Origin of the sequence: Streptomyces sp. NPDC051452, from assembly GCF_044454765.1 — a bacterium.
GTDB lineage: Bacteria > Actinomycetota > Actinomycetes > Streptomycetales > Streptomycetaceae > Streptomyces.
In genome coordinates this window covers 1-18932 of record NZ_JBITEB010000011.1, presented here as the reverse complement: position 1 = coordinate 18932, position 18932 = coordinate 1, and the positions used below count along the sequence as shown (strand labels likewise).

Here is an 18932-nt window from a genome sequence, read left to right as displayed (position 1 = left end):
CCGTACAGGGATCTGTACGCGGTTCGGCCGTTCCCTCGGGTCCTGTCTGCGTGTCAAGGTTTATGGCGATTTGAACACTTTCTGCACTGCCTTGGTTCCGCAGAGTGAATAACGGGCCCAATAGCAGATCTCGGCTTGACTCGCCCGGAGCAGCACACTTGTAATTTCACTCGTGTCGTTCGGCCGAAAACGACTACGGCGACGCACGGGGACGCGAAAGACGGACGAGGGGCGCACATGACCGAGCTGGTGCAGCAACTGCTGGTCGACGACGCGGACGAGGAGCTCGGCTGGCAGGAGCGCGCGCTGTGCGCCCAGACCGATCCCGAGTCCTTCTTCCCCGAGAAGGGCGGCTCCACCAGAGAGGCGAAGAAGGTCTGCCTCGCCTGCGAGGTCCGCTCCGAGTGCCTCGAGTACGCCCTGGCCAACGACGAGCGCTTCGGTATCTGGGGCGGCCTGTCCGAGCGCGAACGCCGCAGGCTCAAGAAGGCCGCGGTCTGACGCGACGGCCCGGCGGCGGGTCCGACCCAACGGCCCGACCCAACGGCCCGACCCAACGGCCCGACGGAGCGGCCCGACGGAGCGGCCCGGCAGCAGGGCCCGGCCGCGCGGCCCGGCTCGGTTCGCCATGAGCGCCCGGTCCGAGCGCGAGGCCCGGGGCGGCGGTCCGGGACACACGCGCCGGTACGCGCGCACCCGTACCCGCTTACCTCCACTTACCTCCACGAAAACGTCACGAACGGCCCGGCGCCGGTGGGTTATCCACAGGCGGCGGGCCGTCGTCATGGCCAGCCGATAGTGTGGTCGCTCGTCCGAGACGCCCCGCCGTCCCCTCGCCGCACGAGGAGCCGCGGGTGTCCACCGCAGTCCATCGAACCGGGGCCCGTACCTCGATGTCCGTGCACAGCCATGCGGCAGCCCAAACCGACGCTGCCACCCCTGACTTCCCGCGCCATGTGGTGACCGCGGTCCTCGTCTCCCACGACGGCGCCCGCTGGCTGCCCGACGCGCTCGCCGGCCTGCTCGGCCAGGACCGCCCCGTCCAGAACGCGGTGGCCGCCGACACCGGCAGCGCGGACGCCTCCGCCCAGCTGCTCACCGACGCCCTCGGCGACGGGAACGTGCTGCACCTCGCCCGCCGCACCGGCTTCGGCCAGGCCGTGGAGGAAGCGAGCCGCAACGCCCCGCTCCTCACCCCCGAGGAACTGCCGTACCTCAAGCGCCCCAGCGGCTGGGATCCGGTCACGCGCAGCTGGCGCGACGACGCCTACGACCTGCCCGAACTGCCGCACGGCGAACCCGTCCAATGGCTCTGGCTGCTGCACGACGACTGCGCCCCCGAACCGGACGCCCTCGCCCAGCTCCTTCGGGTCGTCGACAACGAACTCGAACTCGGCCGGGACGACGTCGCGATCGTCGGCCCCAAGCTGCGCGGCTGGTACGACCGCCGGCAGCTGCTGGAGGTCGGCGTCTCCATCGCCCACTCCGGCCGCCGCTGGACCGGCCTGGACCGCCGCGAACAGGACCAGGGACAGCACGACCACGTCCGCACCGTGCTGTCCGTCTCCACCGCCGGCATGCTCATCCGCCGCGACGTCTTCGAACAGCTCGGCGGCTTCGACCGCCGGCTGCCCCTGATGCGCGACGACGTCGACCTGTGCTGGCGCGCCCACACCGCCGGCCACCGCGTCCTGATCGCCCCCGAGGCGGTCGTCCGGCACGCCGAGGCCGCCTCCCGCGAGCGCCGCGCCGTCGACTGCGCGGGCCGCACCACCGCCTCCCCGCACAAGGTCGACAAGGCGGGCGCCGTCTACACCCTGCTCGCCAACACCCGCACCGCCGCCCTGCCCTGGGTGCTGGTGCGGCTCGTCCTCGGCACCCTCCTGCGGACCGTCGCCTACCTGGTCGGCAAGGTCCCGGGCCAGGCGGTCGACGAGATCCGCGGCCTGCTGAGCACGCTGCTGCGCCCCGAGCGGATCATCGCCGCCCGGCGCCGCCGCGGCCCCGCGCGGATCGACAAGGCGGAACTGGGCCGGCTCTTCCCGCCGCCCGGCGCCACCATCCGGGCCACCGTGGAACAGGTCGCGGGCAACTTCTCCAGCGGCTCCGACACCGACACCACCTCGGCCGGCCGGCACGGCGGCGCCGTGGAGTCCGGACCCGGCGGCGACGACGCCGACTTCCTGGAGATCGAGCAGTTCGCCCGGCTCAAGCGGATCGCCCGCAAACCCGGCCCGGTGCTCTTCCTCGCCCTGCTCCTGGTCTCCCTCGTCGCCTGCCGCGCCCTGCTCGGCGGCGGCGCGCTCGCGGGCGGCGCCCTGCTGCCCGCCCCGGCCGGCGCCGGCGACCTGTGGTCGCGCTACCTGGACGCCTGGCACCCGGTCGGCGCCGGCGGTACCCCGTCCGCACCGCCCTACCTCGCCATCGTCGCGACCCTCGCCTCCCTGCTGTTCGGCTCCACCGGACTCGCCGTCACCCTCCTGCTGGTCTGCTCGGTGCCGCTCGCCGGATGCACCGCCTACTTCGCCTCCCGCCCGCTCGTCACCTCTCGTCTCCTGCGCGCCTGGGCGGCCATCGCCTACGCCTTCCTGCCCGCCACCACCGGAGCGCTGGCCGGCGGCCGCGTGGGCACGGCCGTGCTCGCCGTGCTGCTCCCGCTCATCGCGCGTGCGGGCGTCGCGGCGAGCGGTCTCACCAGCCGCACCGGCGCGCGCGGCAGCTGGCGCGCCACCTGGGCGTACGCGCTGCTGCTGACCATCACCACCGCCTTCACGCCGATCATCTGGCCGATCGCGCTGATCCTCGGCCTCGGCGTGCTCGTCCTGCGCCGCGGCGACGTCCTCGCCCACGGTCTGCGCTTCCTCGCGCAGCTCGGCACCCCGCTGCTGGTCCTCGCCCCCTGGTCGCTCACCCTGCTTCCGACCGGGTTCTTCCGGGAGGCCGGCCTGGAGTACGGCTCCTCGGCCGCCTCCGCCGTGGACCTGCTCGGCTCCAGCCCCGGCGGCCCCGGCACCGTGCACGGCCTGATGCTCATCGGCGTCGTGCTCGCCGCCCTCGCCGCCCTGCTGCGCTCCGAACGGCAGCTGGGCATCCGTACGGCATGGGTGGTGGCCCTGCTGGGCCTCGTCTTCGCGGTGCTGTCCAACCGCTCCGTCTGGGCCGGCCCGGCCACCCTCGTCTACGGCATCGCCCTGCTGGCCGCCGCGGCCCTCGGCGCCGACGGCGCACGCGCACGCGTGGCGGAGCAGAGCTTCGGCTGGCGCCAGCCCGTCGCCGCCCTGATCGCCTTCGCCTGCGCCGCCGGACCGCTGCTCGTCGGTGCGGGCTGGATGATCCGCGGTGCCGACGGCCCCGTGGAGCGCCACGACCCCGCCCAGGTGCCCGCGTTCGTCGCCGAGGACTCCTCCGGCAGCGACCAGGCGCGCACCCTCGTCCTCGACAGCGACTCCACCGCGCGCGTGCGCTACACCCTGGTCCGCGGCTCCGGCGCGCGCCTGGGAGACGCCGAACTGGCCGCGGCCGACGGCGAGAACGCACGCCTGGACAAGGTCGTCGCCAACCTGGTCGCCGGCTCCGGCGCCGACCAGGCCGACGAGCTGGGCGGCTTCGCGGTGCGCTACGTCCTCGTCCACAAGGGCGCGCCGCGCGACATCACCCGCGTCCTCGACACCACCCCCGGGCTGGCCCGGCTCAGCCAGCAGGCCGACAGCGCCCTGTGGCGCGTCGACCAGGAGGTCTCCCGCGCGGCCATCGTGTCCGCCGACGGCTCGGGCACGGCCCAGCCGGTCGCCGCGGGACCGGTGGAGATCCACACGACGATCCCGGCCGGCTCCGGCGACCGCGTGCTGCGCCTCGCCGACAGCGCCTCCGACGGCTGGACGGCCACCCTCGACGGCAAGCCGCTCGCCCGCACCACGGTCGACGGCTGGGCCCAGGGCTTCCGGCTGCCCTCCGGCGGCGGCAGGATGGACGTCGTCCACGACGACCCCCTCGGCCACACGGCCTGGCTGTGGGCCCAGGGCGCGCTCGCCCTCGTCCTGGTGGTGCTGGCCCTGCCCGGCCGCCGCCGCGACGTCGACGACGACCTGCCCGAGGAGCAGCCGCCACCCGCCGAGGCGGGCACGGGCGAGGGCCGCCGCGCCCGCCGTCTGCGCGCCCAGGCCGAGGAGGCGGCCGCCGAGGAACAGGCCGCCGACGAGCAGGCCGCCGACGAGCACCCCGGCACCCCGGCGCCCCCGCAGGGGCCCCCGGCCGCCGTACCGCACCAGCAGTCCTACGAGCAGTGGGACCCGGCCACCTACGCGAACGCCGGATACGCCGGTTACGGCAACGACGGATACCAGGACGGCGTGCCCTACCAGAGCACCGGCTACGACCAGCAGTCCTACCCGCCCGACCCGTACCAGGCCGCCCCGTACGACCCCTACGCCTACGGCGAGACGGCCGACCGGACGCCATACGACCCGACGGCCTACCAGCAGGGCTACGACCCGGCGTACGACCCGTCCCGGCAGGGCTACGACCCCGCTCGGCAGGCGTACGACCCGGCCCGGCAGGACTACGACCCGGGCGAGCACCCCCACGGCACCGGCAGCGAGCGCCCCGACGGGAGCCAGCAGTGAACCGCACCACCCTGTCCCTGATCGCCGGTACGACCGCCCTGGCCGCCGTCACCGCGTTCGCCGCGTTCGACACCCCCTCCGCGTCCGGCGCGGCCGCCCCGACGGCGGCCGCCCGGCTGCCCGTGGAACGCAGCGGGCTGCTGTGCCCGGCGCCGAGCGTCTCGGACATCGCCGACACCTCGTACACGTCGTTCACGCCCGTCACCCAGGGCACCGCGCACAGCGGCAAGGCCGAACTCCGGGCCGCCGACGAGCAGTCGACGGACGCCACGGGCGGCAAGGGCAAGGGCGACCGCAAGAAGGCGGACCAGCCGGTGCTCACGCCGAAGGAACCGGGCACACCGGTCACCGGCGACACCTCCGGCGCCGACGGGCCCGCGCTGATCGGCACCGCCGACGGCAAGTTCGCGCCGGGCTGGACCGTCCAGGAGACCACCGAGGTCGCCGCGGGCACCGGCCGCGGACTACTGGGCGTCAACTGCACCGCCGCGGACACCGAGTTCTGGTTCCCGGGCGCCAGCACGGCCGACGGCCGCACCGACTACGTGCACCTGACCAACCCGGACGACTCCGCGGCCGTCGTCGACATCGAGCTGTACGGCAAGGACGGAGCGATCAAGTCCCCGCTGGGGGAGAACCTCACCGTCAAGCCGCACACGAGCGAGCCCATCCTGCTCTCCACGCTCACCGACCAGCGCCAGGGCGACCTGACCGCACACGTCAGCGTGCGCAGCGGACGGATCGGCGCGACCGTGCAGGCCCTGGACGACAAGACGGGCGGCGACTGGCTGGCCGCCGCGACCGACCCGGCCGGCACCCTGGTCCTGCCCGGCATCCCCAAGGACGCCACCGACGTCCGTCTGATCGCCTTCACACCGGGCGGCGACGATGCCGACCTGAAGGTCCGCCTGGCCTCGCCCGACGGTCTGATCACCCCGGCCGGCAACGAGACCCTGCACGTCAAGTCCGGCATGTCCACCGCGGCCGACCTCGGTGACGTCACCCGCGGCGAGGCGGGCTCCCTGGTCCTCACCGCCACCGACCAAGCGGTCCCGGTGGTCGCCGCCCTGCGGATCGTGCGCGGCAAGGGCGACAAACAGGAGACGGCCTACATCCCGGCCACGGCCCCCGTCGGCACCCGCGCGACCGTCGCCGACAACAGCGCCAAGGGCACGACCCTCGCCCTCACGGCGCCCACGGCCACGGCCACCGTGAAGGTCACGGCCTCGTCGGGCAGCGAGGGCGGCACCCCGGTGACCAAGACCTGCACGATCAAGTCCGGAACCACCCAGGACGTCGCCGCCCCCACTCCCTCCGGTCTGAAGGGCACCTACGCCCTGACCGTGGAACCGGTCTCCGGCGGCCCCGTCTACGCCTCGCGCACCCTCGCGGCCACCGAGGCCGGCGTCCCCGGCTTCACCATCCAGACCCTGGCGAACGACCGCGGGATGGTGGCCGTGCCCAGAACGGACGAGGACCTGTCGGTCCTTCAGAAGTAGCCGGAGCCTGGCCCGTCGCGGGCGTCCCGCCGGCCCCGCGACCCCGGCAAGAACCGACGGGGAGGACTAGGTCGGACAGGACCTAGTCCTCGCCGTACCGCGGATCGACCGTCTCCGGGGTCAGTCCGAGGAGTTCCGCCACCTGCTCCACGACCACCTCGTGGACCAGCGCGGCCCGCTCGTCGCGGCCCTTGGTCCGGATCTCCACCGGCCGCCGGTACACCACCACCCGCGCGTGACGGCCGTCATGCGCGGGGATGGTCCCGCCGAGCGGCACGGTCTCCTCCCCCCACACCACCTGGTCGCCCGGGCCTTCCAGCCGGGGCACCTCCAGCACGAGGAAGTCGATCTCCGCCAGCTGCGGCCACCGCCGCTCCAGGCGCTCCACGGAGTCCTGCACCAGGTCCGCGAACACCTCGGCACGGCTGGCCGCCAGCGGCACCTGAGGCGGTGCGATCGGCCCCCGCATGCCCCGCCCGTGGCGATCACGGCGACGGGGCCCGGGGCCGGCGGCACGGGGCGGTACACGGTTGTCCATCACCGGTGAAGCGTAGTCCCCGCGCGCTCCGCCCGCCCGGCCCCACGCGGCAACCGGCCACGGGCCCGCCCCTGTCACCGGATGACCATTCCGGCCAAGGTCTGGCTCGTTTCCGTAACCCTCCAAGACCGTCGAACACAAGGCAATTGACGGTGTTTGTATTGAATCGTGACTGATTGGAGTAAACCCCCGAACCCGACGAGACCCTGTCCATGCAGGTCAGAAGGGTTGTCCAAGAGAGGCGTGTGGGGCGTTTCACAGCCCGACACGGTGGAGTGACCTGGGGGAGAGTCGTCGCGGCCCGCTCAAGAGTGCGGTACCGTCCAACGTCGTGAGCCCTGTACGTCGCTGTTCGCGCACCGCCTGCGGCCGACCCGCCGTCGCGACGCTGACGTACGTCTACGCCGACTCGACCGCGGTCCTCGGCCCGCTCGCCACCTACGCCGAACCCCACTGCTACGACCTGTGCGCCGAGCACTCCGAGCGCCTCACCGCCCCGCGCGGCTGGGAGGTCGTCCGCCTCCTGGACGGTTCGGCCCCCGCGCGCCCCAGCGGAGACGACCTGGAAGCGCTCGCCAACGCCGTGCGCGAAGCGGCCCGTCCTCAGGAGCGAGCGGCCGGAGCGGGCGGCGGACCTCGCACGGCGGACCCCATGGAGGTCGCCCGCCGCGGCCATCTGCGGGTCCTGCGCTCCCCGGACAACTGAGCCGGCCCAGCCGGCCCCTTCCCGCACCGAACCGGGCCGCTCCGACCACCTGAGCCGGCTTGTCCGGAGCGCCCACCTGGTGTCCGCGCACCGGCCGCCTCCCCCGGGCGGGTAGTTTGTGGGCACCCATAGGACTTTCAGGAGGGTTGGCCGTGACTGCTGATCTGTCGCAGATCGTGAAGGCGTACGACGTACGCGGAGTGGTCCCGGACCAGTGGGACGCGTCACTGGCGACACTCTTCGGCGCCGCCTTCGCGGAGGTGACGGGTGCGTCGGCGATCGTCGTGGGCCACGACATGCGGCCGTCGTCCCCCGGCCTTTCCCGCGCCTTCGCGCGCGGCGCGGCGGACCGCGGCGCGGACGTCACCGAGATCGGACTGTGCTCCACGGACCAGCTGTACCACGCCTCGGGCGCGTTGAACCTGCCCGGCGCGATGTTCACGGCCTCCCACAACCCGGCCCAGTACAACGGCATCAAGCTGTGCCGCGCCGGCGCCGCCCCGGTCGGCCAGGACACCGGCCTCGCGCAGATCCGCGAACTGGTCGAGAAGTGGCTGGAGTCGGGCGCTCCCGAGCCGGTCGCCGAGCCGGGAACCCTCGACGCCCGCGAGACGTTGGAGGAGTACGCGGCCTACCTCCGCTCCCTGGTCGACCTGTCCTCCATCCGCCCCCTGAAGGTCGTGGTCGACGCGGGCAACGGCATGGGCGGACACACGGTGCCCACGGTCTTCGCAGGCCTGCCCCTGACCCTCGTCCCGATGTACTTCGAGCTGGACGGCACCTTCCCGAACCACGAGGCCAACCCGCTCGACCCGGCCAACCTCGTGGACCTGCAAAAGCGGGTCCCGGCGGAGGGCGCCGACCTCGGCATCGCCTTCGACGGCGACGCCGACCGCTGCTTCGTCGTCGACGAACACGGCGACCCGGTCTCCCCCTCCGCGGTCACCGCTCTGGTCGCCGCCCGCGAACTGGCCCGCAACGGCGGCAGCGGCACGATCATCCACAACCTCATCACCTCCCGCACGGTCCCCGAGGTCGTCGGCGAGAACGGCGGCACCCCGGTCCGCACCCGCGTGGGCCACTCCTTCATCAAGGCCGAGATGGCCCGCACCGGCGCGATCTTCGGCGGCGAGCACTCCGCCCACTACTACTTCAAGGACTTCTGGAACGCCGACACGGGCATGCTGGCCGCCCTCCACGTCCTCGCGGCCCTCGGCGGCCAGGAAGGCCCCCTGTCCGCCCTCGTCGCCCAGTACGACCGCTACACGGGCTCCGGCGAGATCAACTCCACGGTCGCCGACCAGCGCGCCCGCCTCGCCGCGATCCGCACCGCCTACGAGGGCCGCGCCGACGTCACCCTCGACGACCTCGACGGCCTCACGGTCGCCGCCGACGACTGGTGGTTCAACGTCCGCCCCTCCAACACCGAGCCGCTGCTGCGCCTGAACGCGGAGGCGAAGGACGAGGCCACCATGACCAAGGTCAGGGACGAGGCCCTCGCCATCATCCGCGCCTGACCCCACTTGCCGCGACATCGGCGCCGACCGGGACGGAAGTAGCCCGAACCCCCCGGGAAAGCCCTGCCGGCGGTACCCTGACCAGCACATCCACAGAGCCCTACCCGCCTTTCGAAGGGACATCCCATGCCGCTCGAAGCCGGTCTCCTGGAGATCCTCGCCTGCCCGGCCTGCCACGCCCCCCTGAAGGAGCAGGACACCGAGCTGATCTGCACGGGCCAGGACTGCGGCCTCGCCTACCCCGTCCGCGACGAGATCCCGGTCCTGCTCGTGGACGAGGCCCGCCGCCCCGGGTGAGGAGGCGGTGAGCAGGCGGTCCACCGCGTAGCGAGACGAGACCGGGACCCGTCGTGGCCGGTCGACCGTTCGCCTCGCCGCGACGAGACCGCTGCCCCCGTGGCGGACGAGACCCCTGCCGCGTAACGGACGAGACTGCTGCCCCGTGGCGGACGATCCGTGGTCCTTCCCCGCGGGAGGCGCCCCCACGGGACGCGGTGCCGCCCTCCCGGGGACGCGTCGCCGCCACCCGCCACGGGACGCTCCACCCCACTCGCAACGCTGACCCCCCCGGCCCGCGGGCGCCGAGGCAACCCTCGCGCCCGTACAGGACACATGGCGATCGGAAGAGGCTGCCGCCCATGCTGGACGAATCGCTGCTCGACACCCCCGACGGCCTCGCGGAGGCCGACCGCAGAGGCCTGCTGCGCGGCGCGGCGGAGGCCGGCGCCCGCGTCCGCACCGCCGTCCGGCACGCCACCGAGGCCGGCATCGGCGAGCTCAAGCCCGACGGCCGCCCACGCGCCGTACTGATCGCCGGCCCCGGGGCCGCCGCCACCCACACCGCCGACCTGCTGGGCACCCTGGCCGGCCCCGGCAGCCCCGTGGTCCGCCTGGCCCCCAACGGCGTCGCACCGGCCGCGGGCGCCCTGCGCTGGGAACTCCCGGGCTGGGCCGGCTCCGTCGACCTGCTGCTGATCGCCACCCCGGACGGCAGCGAACCCAGCCTCTCCCTCCTCGCCGACCAGGCCTACCGCCGCGGCTGCTCGGTCGCCGCCGTCGCACCGCCCGGCACCCCGCTCGCCGAGGCGGTCACCGGCGCGCACGGCTTGTTCGTACCGATGGCGACCACACCGTACGACCAGGCCGAACCGCTCGCCGCGTCCTCCCCGGGCGTCTTCTGGGCCCTGCTGACCCCGCTCCTCGCGCTGCTGGACCGCGTCGGACTGATCGACGCGCCCCCGGAGGCCCTGGAGAAGGTCGCCGACCGTCTGGACCGTGTCGCGGAGCGCTGCGGCCCCGCCATCGCGACCTACAGCAACGCGGCCAAGACCCTCGCCGCCGAACTCGCCGACGCGCTCCCCCTGGTGTGGACCGAAGGGGTCTCCGCGGGCCCGGCGGGCCGCCGGTTCGCCGCCGCCCTCGCCGAACTCTCCGGCCGCCCCGCCCTCGTCGCCGAACTGCCCGAGGCGCTCGCCGCGCACAACGCCCTGCTGGCCGGCCCGCTCGCCGCCAGCGCCGACCCGGACGACTTCTTCCGCGACCGAGTGGAAGAGGCGCCCGCCCTGCACGCGCGCGTGGTGCTGCTTCGCGACCGCCCGATCGGCGGCCTGACCGCCGCGACCGCCGCCCGGGACGTCGCCCTCAGCCACGACACCCCGATCAGCGAACTCGAACCGGAGGAGGGCGGCGCGCTGGAGACCCTCGCGGAACTGATCGCCGTCACCGATTTCGCCGCCGTTTACCTGGCGCTCGCCTCCAGGGCCTGACCTTGCTCCGGGGCGGGCTACGACCGGCCCCACGCAGGCCGAGCAGCGTACGTACGGAGACAGAGAAGACACATGGATCGCCTCGACAACACCATCCGCCCCTACGCCTGGGGTTCCCGCACCGCCATCCCGCACCTCCTCGGCGTCGAGCCGACCGGCGAACCCCAGGCGGAGATGTGGATGGGCGCCCACCCGGGCGCCCCGTCGCGCAGTGAGCGCGGCACGCTCGTCGAGGTCATCGACGCCGACCCGGAACGGGAACTCGGCGCCCGCGCGGTGGCCAGGTTCGGCCCCCGACTGCCGTTCCTGCTCAAGATCCTCGCCGCCGGCGCGCCCCTCTCCCTCCAGGTCCACCCCGACCTGGAGCAGGCCAAGGCGGGTTACGCCGACGAGGAGCGCCGCGGCATCCCGGTCGACGCCCCGCACCGCAACTACAGGGACGCCAACCACAAGCCCGAACTGATCTGTGCGCTCACCGAGTTCGACGGCCTGTGCGGCTTCCGCGACCCGCTCAAGGCCGCCGGTCTCCTCGACGGCCTGGGCGTCGACTCCCTCAAGCCGTACGTCGACCTGCTGCACGCCCGCCCCGAGGACGCCGCCCTGCGCGAGGTCCTCACCGCGATCCTCACCGCCGATCCGCGGGAGATGGCCCACACGGTGAGCGAGACCGCCGTCGCCTGCGCCCGCCTCGGCGGCGACCACGCCCCGTACGCCGACATCGCCCACCACTACCCGGGCGACCCCGGTGTCATCGCGGCCATGCTCCTCAACCACGTCCGGCTCCAGCCCGGCGAGGCCCTGTTCCTCGGCGCCGGTATCCCGCACGCCTACCTCAGCGGCCTCGGCGTCGAGATCATGGCCAACTCCGACAACGTCCTGCGCTGCGGCCTGACCCCCAAGCACGTCGACGTCCCCGAACTCCTGCGGATCGTCCGCTTCGAGGCGGCCGACCCGGGCGTGCTGCGCCCCGAGGCCGGCGCGGACGGCGAGGAGGTCTACGAGACGCCGATCGACGAGTTCCGGCTCTCCCGGTTCGCTCTGCCCGAAGGCGGCGGCGCCCACGACGTCACCCGTGACGCCCCGCAGATCCTGCTGTGCACGGCGGGCTCGATCCGAGCCGGCGACCACGAGCTGAGCCCTGGCCGGTCGGTGTTCGTCCCGGCGGGTGAGAAGACGGAGATCTCCGGCGCCGGCACGGTCTTCCGCGCCACTGTGATCGTATGACCGGGGTTGTGGATACCTGACGGACCGATGCCCGGCCGGGCTGCAAGAATGACCCACCGGCAAAGACCGGGCAAAGCCGGGTACACGCCTGGACGGTGTGGATGGACGAGGGCGACTGTCGCCAGAGGCGAAGGGACAACGCGGAAACATGAGCGCGTCAGGCGGTACCAGGGCGATCGTGGCGGCACTCGGCGCCAATCTCGCGATCGCGGCATCGAAGTTCGTGGCGTTCGCGTTCAGCGGCTCCTCGTCGATGCTCGCCGAGGGCGTCCACTCGCTCGCCGACTCCGGCAACCAGTTCCTGCTGCTCGTCGGCGGCAAGAAGGCCCAGCGCGAGGCCACCCCGCAGCACCCCTTCGGTTACGGCCGCGAGCGGTACATCTACGCCTTCCTCGTCTCGATCGTGCTCTTCTCCGTCGGCGGCATGTTCGCGATCTACGAGGGCTACGAGAAGGTCCGCCACCCGCACCAACTGGAGCACTGGTACTGGCCGGTCGGTGTCCTCGCCTTCGCGATCCTCGCCGAGGGCTTCTCCTTCCGCACGGCCATCAAGGAGTCGAACCAGCTGCGCGGAAAGCTGTCCTGGTCGCAGTTCATCCGCCGGGCCAAGGCCCCTGAGCTGCCCGTCGTCCTCCTGGAGGACTTCGGCGCGCTCATCGGCCTGGTCCTCGCCTTCGGCGGAGTCGGCCTCTCCCTGCTGACCGGCGACGGCGTCTGGGACGGCGTCGGCACGGTCTGCATCGGTGTCCTCCTCGTCCTCATCGCCCTCGTCCTGGCCGCCGAGACCAAGTCGCTGCTGCTCGGCGAGGCCGCCGGCATCGAGGACGTCAGGAAGATCGAGGCCGCGACCGTCGACGGTGAGACCGTCACCGGCCTCATCCACATGCGCACCCTGCACCTGGGCCCCGAGGAACTGCTGGTCGCCGCCAAGATCGCCGTGCGGCACGACGACACGGCCGCCGACGTCGCGCGAGCCATCAACGCCGCCGAGGCCCGCATCCGCGCCGCCGTCCCCATCGCCCGGGTCATCTACCTCGAACCGGACATCTACAGCGCTGCCGAGGCCACCAAGGGCCCGGACCCGAAGGCCACCCCGGGCGGCCCCAACCCGCACGCCACCGACCACTGAGCGACGACGCGCGGGCGCCGCACCGCGCCGGACCTCATCCCCCGGCCGGCTGAACAGGCCAGGGCGCCGGCGGCACCGGCGGCGCCTTCCGCCGCCGGACGGCCAGGGCGCCGATACCCAGCCCGACGCCGACGACCACCAGCACCGCGCCGAGGAGCAGAGCCGACCCCAGCAGTACCGGGCCCGTACGGTCGCCATCCAGCACCCGGCCCCGTACGGCGTCCACGGACACGGTCCCTTCGTGATCGGCGGCGAAGAAGCGCGAGTCCACCGAGTCGGCCCGGTCGTCGCCGAGCAGGAACAACCGGCCCCGCGGCACCGTCACGTCGTACGGGCGGTGCACCCCGTCGGCGTCGCCCCCGCCGACGTAGGGCTCCTTCAGCGGTTTCCCGTCGACGGTGACCCGCTCGTCGCTTCCCACGAGCGTGCAGCAGGCCACGCGATCGCCGCCCACGCCGATGACCCGCTGCGCCACGACCCCGCCCGAGCGGTACCGATCCGGCGCCGAGAACACGACAACGTCACCACGCCGCACCTCGCTTCCGTCCAGCCGCTCCCACACGATCCGCTCACCCGGCCCGTACGTGGGCGCCATACCCCGGCCGGGCAGCGTCCCGACGCCGTACGCACCGCGCCCGTAGCCGAAGGCGCCGATCGCCAGCGCCAGCCCCAGCAGCCCCACCACCAGCGCCGAGATCCCCAGACCCCGTCCCCGCCCCTTGCCCGCCATGACCCACTCTCCCCACGCGGCCCGTCCGCGCGGCGGAGGATAGCGGCCCCGAATGAACACCGCCTACGGACATCGAGGACCGCTGGTGGCTCCGAACGGCCTCGTACCAGGGCTTGCGCACCATCGCCGGCGCCCCTCCCGTCCAAGCCCCGCGCCCCGGGACCGCCGTCCGAACGGCTCGAAGCACGCGAAGGCGGACTGGGGGCGACGGGGTTCACCGGTGTAGCTTGGGACGGAGCCAGACGTCGCTGCTGATGGCGGTCGGTCGGTCCCCGAGGGACCGGCCGAGGGAGAGAGGGCCTCCGACGGACTGTGCTGCGCATACGCGGGCATGCCTGTGTCCTCCTTCGGGCACCCCTGTTGTCCGCCGCCGCGCAGACCAGCCGTACCCACCTCGCCCCTACACCAAGGAGCAGCTCGCAATGACGACTGTCGACAACCGACAGGACTTCAAGGTCGCCGATCTCTCGCTGGCCGTGTTCGGCCGTAAGGAGATCACCCTCGCCGAGCATGAGATGCCGGGCCTGATGGCGATCCGCAGGGAGTACGCCGAGGCGCAGCCGCTGGCCGGCGCCCGCGTCACCGGGTCGCTGCACATGACCGTGCAGACCGCCGTGCTCATCGAGACCCTGGTCGCTCTCGGCGCCCGCGTCCGCTGGGCGTCCTGCAACATCTTCTCCACCCAGGACCACGCGGCCGCCGCCATCGCCGTCGGCCCGAACGGCACGCCCGACAACCCGCAGGGCATTCCGGTCTTCGCCTGGAAGGGCGAGACGCTGGAGGAGTACTGGTGGTGCACCGAGCAGGCGCTGACCTGGCCGGACAGCCCCACCGGTGGCCCGAACATGATCCTGGACGACGGCGGCGACGCCACGCTCCTGGTCCACAAGGGCGTCGAGTACGAGAAGGACGGCAAGGTCCCCGGCCTGGAGACCGCCGAGTCCGACGAGCACCGCGTCATCCTCGAACTCCTGCACCGCACCATCACGGACGGCTCGCAGAAGTGGACCCAGCTCGCCTCCGAGATCCGTGGTGTCACCGAGGAGACGACGACGGGGGTGCACCGGCTGTATGAGATGCAGCGTGATGGTGTGCTGTTGTTCCCGGCGATCAATGTGAACGACGCGGTCACGAAGTCGAAGTTCGACAACAAGTACGGTTGCCGGCATTCGCTGATCGACGGCATCAACCGGGCCACCGATGTCCTGATCGGTGGCAAGACGGCGGTCGTCTGCGGTTATGGCGATGTGGGCAAGGGGTGTGCGGAGTCCCTGCGTGGGCAGGGTGCTCGGGTGATCGTCACGGAGATCGACCCGATCTGCGCGTTGCAGGCGGCGATGGACGGTTATCAGGTCACGACGCTGGACGAGGTCGTCGACCAGGCCGACATCTTCGTCACGACGACCGGTAACAAGGACATCATCATGGCTTCGGACATGGCCAGGATGAAGCACCAGGCGATCGTGGGGAACATCGGTCACTTCGACAACGAGATCGACATGGCGGGTCTCGCCGCGATCCCGGGCATCGTGAAGGACGAGGTCAAGCCCCAGGTCCACACCTGGACGTTTCCCGACGGCAAGGTGATCATCGTGCTGTCGGAGGGGCGGTTGCTGAACCTGGGCAATGCCACGGGTCATCCGTCGTTCGTGATGTCGAACTCGTTCGCGGATCAGACGCTGGCCCAGATCGAGTTGTTCACGAAGCCGGACGAGTATCCGGTGGGTGTGTACACGTTGCCCAAGCATCTGGACGAGAAGGTGGCGCGGCTGCATCTGGACGCGTTGGGTGTGAAGCTGACGACGCTGCGTCCGGAGCAGGCGGCGTACATCGGTGTCGAGGTCGAGGGTCCGTACAAGCCCGACCACTACCGCTACTGACCCACCCCGGCGCCCCCGCGGTGAGCGCGTCGGTGCACCGACGCGCTCCTCAGCGGCAGTACCTCCGAGGCAGGCCCCCGCACCCCCGTGCCGGGGGCCTGCCCCTTTGGCCGCTGTGGCCCGCCCAGCCCGTCACGACCCAGGACCCCCATGCCACGCGGCCGCTATTCGCTCCACGACCCGCACGATCACACCCCCCTCGCCGAAGAACACTTCCAGTGCGCCCCCGGCCCGTCCGGCTGGCGTTACGTCTCCCGGCTGACGACCCCCGCCGGCGATGACCGAGGCTCGGTCGACCTCGCCCTGGACGACCTCGGCCGCCCCATCCGCCTCGAACTCCACGCAGGCGGCTGGCAGGTGCGCGGCGCCGCCCTGGACGGCGTCACCTGGGTCCGCACCGACCCCACCGGAACCGACGCCGCCGAAGGCCATGTGCGCGCCCACGCCTTCACCGGTACGTCCCCCGCGTTCCTCGTCGCCACCGCTCGTCTGCTGCGCCTCACCCCCTCTGCCGCCGCGACCCGCGTACGCCTGGTGGCGTTCACGGATCCGGTCCTCGCCCCCCGCACCGTGGACCAGTCCTGGGCTCTGGTGAACAGCGAAGCACACGCCACTGACAACGGCCCCCTGATCGTGGACGAATACCAGGTCACAGCCCTGGACACCGGCGAACGGCACTCCGTCCACCTCGCCGGCGACGTCGTCCTGGCCGCACCCGGGATCGAGCTGGAAGACCTCCGGTCACCGCCGACGCGCTTCGACTGACCGACGCGCGTCGGACCCGACCGAACCGGACTCCCTACGCCGGCGGCACGAACCCGGTGGCAGGGCGGCCGGGAGGCGACTCGTCCCCCGACGGTGTCCCCGAGGACGTGGGCGGGGCGGGTGCCTCGGCCGACGGGGTGACGGGGGCCCACGCCGGGGAGGCGGACGGGCCGGAGGACGGCTGGGTCCCCGAGGCGGTCTGCGACTGCCGTGCCCGGTCCTGCTCCTGGGCGACCTCGACGGAACTCCGCGGCCAGGCTCCCGCGGCCCCGTACCCGAACGGCGCACCCGGCTGCGCCCCGGGCGGAGCGAACGCACCGCCCCCGAACGCACCGGCGCCGAAGGCCCGTCTGGCCTCGCGGGACTGCCGCTCGTGCACCACGGCCGCCAGGTAGGCGACCGGAGGAACCCCCTGCGGCACCGCAGCCCCCGTCCGCGCCGCGAGGTCGTCCGCGAGCCGCTGGGCCATCCCGTCGGAGAACTGCGGATCAAGCTGCGGCAACCGCGTCAGGTACTGCCGGACCGCGAGCCACAGCCCGTCCGGAACAGCCGAGAGATCCAGCTCGCCGAACCGGCCCGCCAGCCAGGGAGGCGGAGGCGGCAGGAAGCCGGCCGGTCCGACGGGTATCCGCTCACGCACGACCAAGGTGCCCGCGAACACGTCCCCGAGCCGTCGCCCGCGTGCCGAAACCAGCGAGGCGATGCAGGCCACCACCCCGAACGTCATCAGGATCTCGACGACACCGATCGCACCCCGCACCAGGGCGTGCCGGAACCGGATCGGCCCGCCGTCGTCCCGCACCACGCGCAGCCCGAACGCCAGCTTCCCGAGCGAACGCCCATGGCTGAGCGTCTCCACCGCGATGGGCGCGCCGACCAGCACCAGGAGAAACGTCGCGATCGACAGCGCCGCCATCGCGGCCTCGTCCAGGGAAGACGTCGCCGCCACCAGCGCCAAGGTCACCAGGACGTAGACGACCATGGCGACCGCCAGGTCGAGCAGCACGGCCAACGCCCTGCTCGGCAGCTTCGCGGGCCGTAGCTCCAGCGCCACCGCCTCGCCTGTCACCAGCTCGCTCACAGCCTGCCGCCCTTCCCTGGTCCACCCCGTGAACCGCAAGTCTGCCAAGCTGTGGGCGCATCGCGTCGCAGTACGACAAGCTGACAGCGGATACGAGCATTCACGACGAGCGGCCGACGATCGGCCGAGGAGCAGGCAGACCCGATGGACCTGGACGTCTTCGTCTCCGCACACCGTGCCGAATGGGACCGCCTCGACACCCTGCTCAGTCGTCGGCGCCGTCTCGACGGTGCGGAAGTCGACGAACTGGTCACCCTTTATCAGCGCACCGCCACCCACCTCTCCCTGATCCAGTCCAGCGCTCCGGACCCACAGCTCACGGGGCGGCTCAGCCGGCTGGTGGCCCGCGCGCGGAGTACCGTCACCGGAACCCGCCGCGCTTCCTGGCGTGACGTCGTCCGCTTCCTCGGCCGGGGCTTCCCCGCCGCCGTCTATCGCGCGCGCCATTGGTGGGTACCCACCGCGCTCGTCTCCACTGCCGTCGCGATCCTCCTGGGCTGGTGGATCGGTGGCCACCCTGAGGTGCAGTCGTCCATCGCCGCCCCCAGCCAGCTCCGTGAGCTGACCCGTCCGGGCGGCCAGTACGAGACGTACTACTCGAGCCACCCCGCGAGCGCCTTCGCCGCCCAGGTGTGGACGAACAACGCCCAGGCCGCCGCGATGTGCCTGGTCCTGGGCATCTTCCTGGGGGTGCCGGTCCTCTTCATCCTCTTCGAGAACATGCTCAACCTGGGTGTCGGGTTCGGCCTCATGTCCTCGGCCGGCCGCCTCGACACCTTCCTTGGCCTGGTCCTCCCGCACGGCCTGCTGGAACTGACCGCGGTCTTCGTCGCGGCCGGCACGGGCCTGCGTCTGGGCTGGACGCTGATCGATCCCGGCCCGCGCACCAGGCGCACCGCCCTGGCGGAAGAGGGACGGGCGGCGATCGCCATGGCCATCGGTCTCGCCCTGGTCCTCGCCGTATCCGGCGCCATCGAAGGCTTCGTCACCCCCTCCGGCCTGCCCACCTGGGCCCGCGTCGGCATCGGAGTCGCGGCCGAGCTGGCCTTCCTGACATACGTCTACGTCCTCGGCGGCCGGGCGGCGCGCGCGGGTGAGACGGGCGACCTCGAAGCCCGGGAGCGCAGCGCGGCCGTGCCCACCGCCGCCTGATGTGCATCCGGCCGCCGTGAGCTGCTAGTGTCCTCCTCGCCCCGCAAAAGCTGTTGACACGGCAGACGTGGGGAGGTAGATTCAAACAGTTGCCTAGAACTGGACAGGTTCGAAGGCAGCCGCTAGACTCTACTTCGCTTCAGGAAAGTCGCCAAGACATTCCGGAGAAGCATCCTCCCGATTACTCAGAATGAGCAGCCGGTAAGACCGGCCAAGAAGTTCTGATAAAGTCGGAACCGCCGGAAAGGGAAACGCGAAAGCGGGAACCTGGAAAGCACCGAGGAAATCGGATCGAGAAAAGATCTGATAGAGTCGGAAACACC

General features: G+C 72.4%; 16 protein-coding genes. 12 read left to right on the top strand and 4 right to left on the bottom strand.

What is annotated here, in order from left to right; genetic code table 11:
• Nucleotides 1-237: 237 nt before the first annotated feature.
• From ACIBA9_RS24145 to ACIBA9_RS24135, 3 genes are all read left to right on the top strand, one after another.
• Nucleotides 238-501 (top strand): WhiB family transcriptional regulator, encoded by a 264-nt coding sequence (locus ACIBA9_RS24145; protein WP_003975777.1) that lies wholly within the window; start codon nucleotides 238-240, stop codon nucleotides 499-501.
• 392 nt (nucleotides 502-893) lie between these two features.
• Nucleotides 894-4622, top strand: coding sequence for a glycosyltransferase (locus ACIBA9_RS24140; RefSeq protein WP_399366426.1), 3729 nt, complete (start codon nucleotides 894-896; stop codon nucleotides 4620-4622).
• Nucleotides 4619-6121, top strand: coding sequence for a DUF5719 family protein (locus tag ACIBA9_RS24135; protein ID WP_399366060.1), 1503 nt, complete (start codon nucleotides 4619-4621; stop codon nucleotides 6119-6121). Before ACIBA9_RS24140 ends, ACIBA9_RS24135 begins: the two co-directional genes overlap by 4 nt.
• Before the next feature lie 82 nt (nucleotides 6122-6203).
• On the opposite strand, the gene ACIBA9_RS24130 is transcribed toward ACIBA9_RS24135, so the two are convergent.
• The gene (locus ACIBA9_RS24130; RefSeq protein WP_362155343.1) at nucleotides 6204-6659 is read right to left on the bottom strand and encodes a metallopeptidase family protein; all 456 of its coding nucleotides are present in this window, start codon (nucleotides 6657-6659) and stop codon (nucleotides 6204-6206) included.
• 331 nt (nucleotides 6660-6990) lie between these two features.
• Between ACIBA9_RS24130 and ACIBA9_RS24125 the strand changes: the two genes are divergently transcribed.
• The 6 genes from ACIBA9_RS24125 to ACIBA9_RS24100 all read left to right on the top strand — a co-directional run bounded on the left by ACIBA9_RS24125 (nucleotide 6991) and on the right by ACIBA9_RS24100 (nucleotide 13001).
• Nucleotides 6991-7365, top strand: a complete 375-nt coding sequence (locus ACIBA9_RS24125; RefSeq protein WP_263278123.1) for a DUF3499 domain-containing protein — start codon at nucleotides 6991-6993, stop codon at nucleotides 7363-7365.
• Between the two features lie 152 nt (nucleotides 7366-7517).
• A complete protein-coding gene (locus ACIBA9_RS24120) occupies nucleotides 7518-8882 on the top strand; it encodes a phosphomannomutase/phosphoglucomutase (protein WP_399366058.1) in 1365 nt (454 codons plus the stop codon).
• Nucleotides 8883-9008: 126 nt separating this feature from the next.
• On the top strand, nucleotides 9009-9179 hold the full coding sequence (locus tag ACIBA9_RS24115) for a Trm112 family protein (protein WP_362155307.1): 171 nt from the start codon (nucleotides 9009-9011) through the stop codon (nucleotides 9177-9179).
• A 341-nt stretch (nucleotides 9180-9520) separates the two neighbouring features.
• Entirely contained in the window at nucleotides 9521-10648 is a 1128-nt protein-coding gene (locus ACIBA9_RS24110; RefSeq protein WP_399366056.1) for an SIS domain-containing protein, read from the top strand.
• A gap of 72 nt (nucleotides 10649-10720) precedes the next feature.
• Nucleotides 10721-11872, top strand: a complete 1152-nt coding sequence (gene manA / locus ACIBA9_RS24105; RefSeq protein ID WP_399366054.1) for a mannose-6-phosphate isomerase, class I — start codon at nucleotides 10721-10723, stop codon at nucleotides 11870-11872.
• A 148-nt stretch (nucleotides 11873-12020) separates the two neighbouring features.
• A complete protein-coding gene (locus ACIBA9_RS24100; RefSeq protein WP_399366052.1) occupies nucleotides 12021-13001 on the top strand; it encodes a cation diffusion facilitator family transporter in 981 nt (326 codons plus the stop codon).
• A gap of 34 nt (nucleotides 13002-13035) precedes the next feature.
• Here the strand turns inward: ACIBA9_RS24100 and lepB are convergent, their stop codons facing one another.
• Nucleotides 13036-13731, bottom strand: a complete 696-nt coding sequence (lepB, locus tag ACIBA9_RS24095) for a signal peptidase I (RefSeq protein ID WP_399366050.1) — start codon at nucleotides 13729-13731, stop codon at nucleotides 13036-13038.
• Between the two features lie 422 nt (nucleotides 13732-14153).
• Between lepB and ahcY the strand changes: the two genes are divergently transcribed.
• Both ahcY and ACIBA9_RS24085 read left to right on the top strand, forming a co-directional pair.
• Entirely contained in the window at nucleotides 14154-15611 is a 1458-nt protein-coding gene (gene ahcY / locus ACIBA9_RS24090) for an adenosylhomocysteinase (protein ID WP_399366048.1), read from the top strand.
• 150 nt (nucleotides 15612-15761) lie between these two features.
• On the top strand, nucleotides 15762-16376 hold the full coding sequence (locus ACIBA9_RS24085; RefSeq protein ID WP_399366046.1) for a hypothetical protein: 615 nt from the start codon (nucleotides 15762-15764) through the stop codon (nucleotides 16374-16376).
• Nucleotides 16377-16410: 34 nt separating this feature from the next.
• Here ACIBA9_RS24085 and ACIBA9_RS24080 read toward each other — a convergent pair whose 3' ends face one another.
• Complete coding sequence (locus ACIBA9_RS24080) at nucleotides 16411-17457, bottom strand: RDD family protein (RefSeq protein WP_399366044.1); 1047 nt, start codon at nucleotides 17455-17457, stop codon at nucleotides 16411-16413.
• Between the two features lie 144 nt (nucleotides 17458-17601).
• Here ACIBA9_RS24080 and ACIBA9_RS24075 point away from each other — a divergent pair, with 144 nt between their 5' ends.
• Nucleotides 17602-18609 carry a stage II sporulation protein M gene (locus ACIBA9_RS24075; RefSeq protein WP_399366042.1) on the top strand — a complete coding sequence of 336 codons (1008 nt, stop codon included), beginning with the start codon at nucleotides 17602-17604 and terminating at the stop codon, nucleotides 18607-18609.
• A 129-nt stretch (nucleotides 18610-18738) separates the two neighbouring features.
• Here the strand turns inward: ACIBA9_RS24075 and ACIBA9_RS24070 are convergent.
• Nucleotides 18739-18932, bottom strand: a 194-nt coding sequence (locus ACIBA9_RS24070; RefSeq protein WP_399366040.1) for a hypothetical protein, incomplete at its 5' end; no start/stop codon positions are given.

Coding starts and splice junctions, on each gene's coding strand:
- lepB (WP_399366050.1), bottom strand. CDS start 13,731: ATGGCGGGCAAGGGGCGGGGACGGGGTCTGGGGATCTCGGCGCTGGTG.
- ACIBA9_RS24115 (WP_362155307.1), top strand. CDS start 9,009: ATGCCGCTCGAAGCCGGTCTCCTGGAGATCCTCGCCTGCCCGGCCTGC.
- ahcY (WP_399366048.1), top strand. CDS start 14,154: ATGACGACTGTCGACAACCGACAGGACTTCAAGGTCGCCGATCTCTCG.
- manA (WP_399366054.1), top strand. CDS start 10,721: ATGGATCGCCTCGACAACACCATCCGCCCCTACGCCTGGGGTTCCCGC.
- ACIBA9_RS24100 (WP_399366052.1), top strand. CDS start 12,021: ATGAGCGCGTCAGGCGGTACCAGGGCGATCGTGGCGGCACTCGGCGCC.
- ACIBA9_RS24130 (WP_362155343.1), bottom strand. CDS start 6,659: ATGGACAACCGTGTACCGCCCCGTGCCGCCGGCCCCGGGCCCCGTCGC.
- ACIBA9_RS24085 (WP_399366046.1), top strand. CDS start 15,762: ATGCCACGCGGCCGCTATTCGCTCCACGACCCGCACGATCACACCCCC.
- ACIBA9_RS24075 (WP_399366042.1), top strand. CDS start 17,602: ATGGACCTGGACGTCTTCGTCTCCGCACACCGTGCCGAATGGGACCGC.
- ACIBA9_RS24145 (WP_003975777.1), top strand. CDS start 238: ATGACCGAGCTGGTGCAGCAACTGCTGGTCGACGACGCGGACGAGGAG.
- ACIBA9_RS24140 (WP_399366426.1), top strand. CDS start 894: ATGTCCGTGCACAGCCATGCGGCAGCCCAAACCGACGCTGCCACCCCT.
- ACIBA9_RS24110 (WP_399366056.1), top strand. CDS start 9,521: ATGCTGGACGAATCGCTGCTCGACACCCCCGACGGCCTCGCGGAGGCC.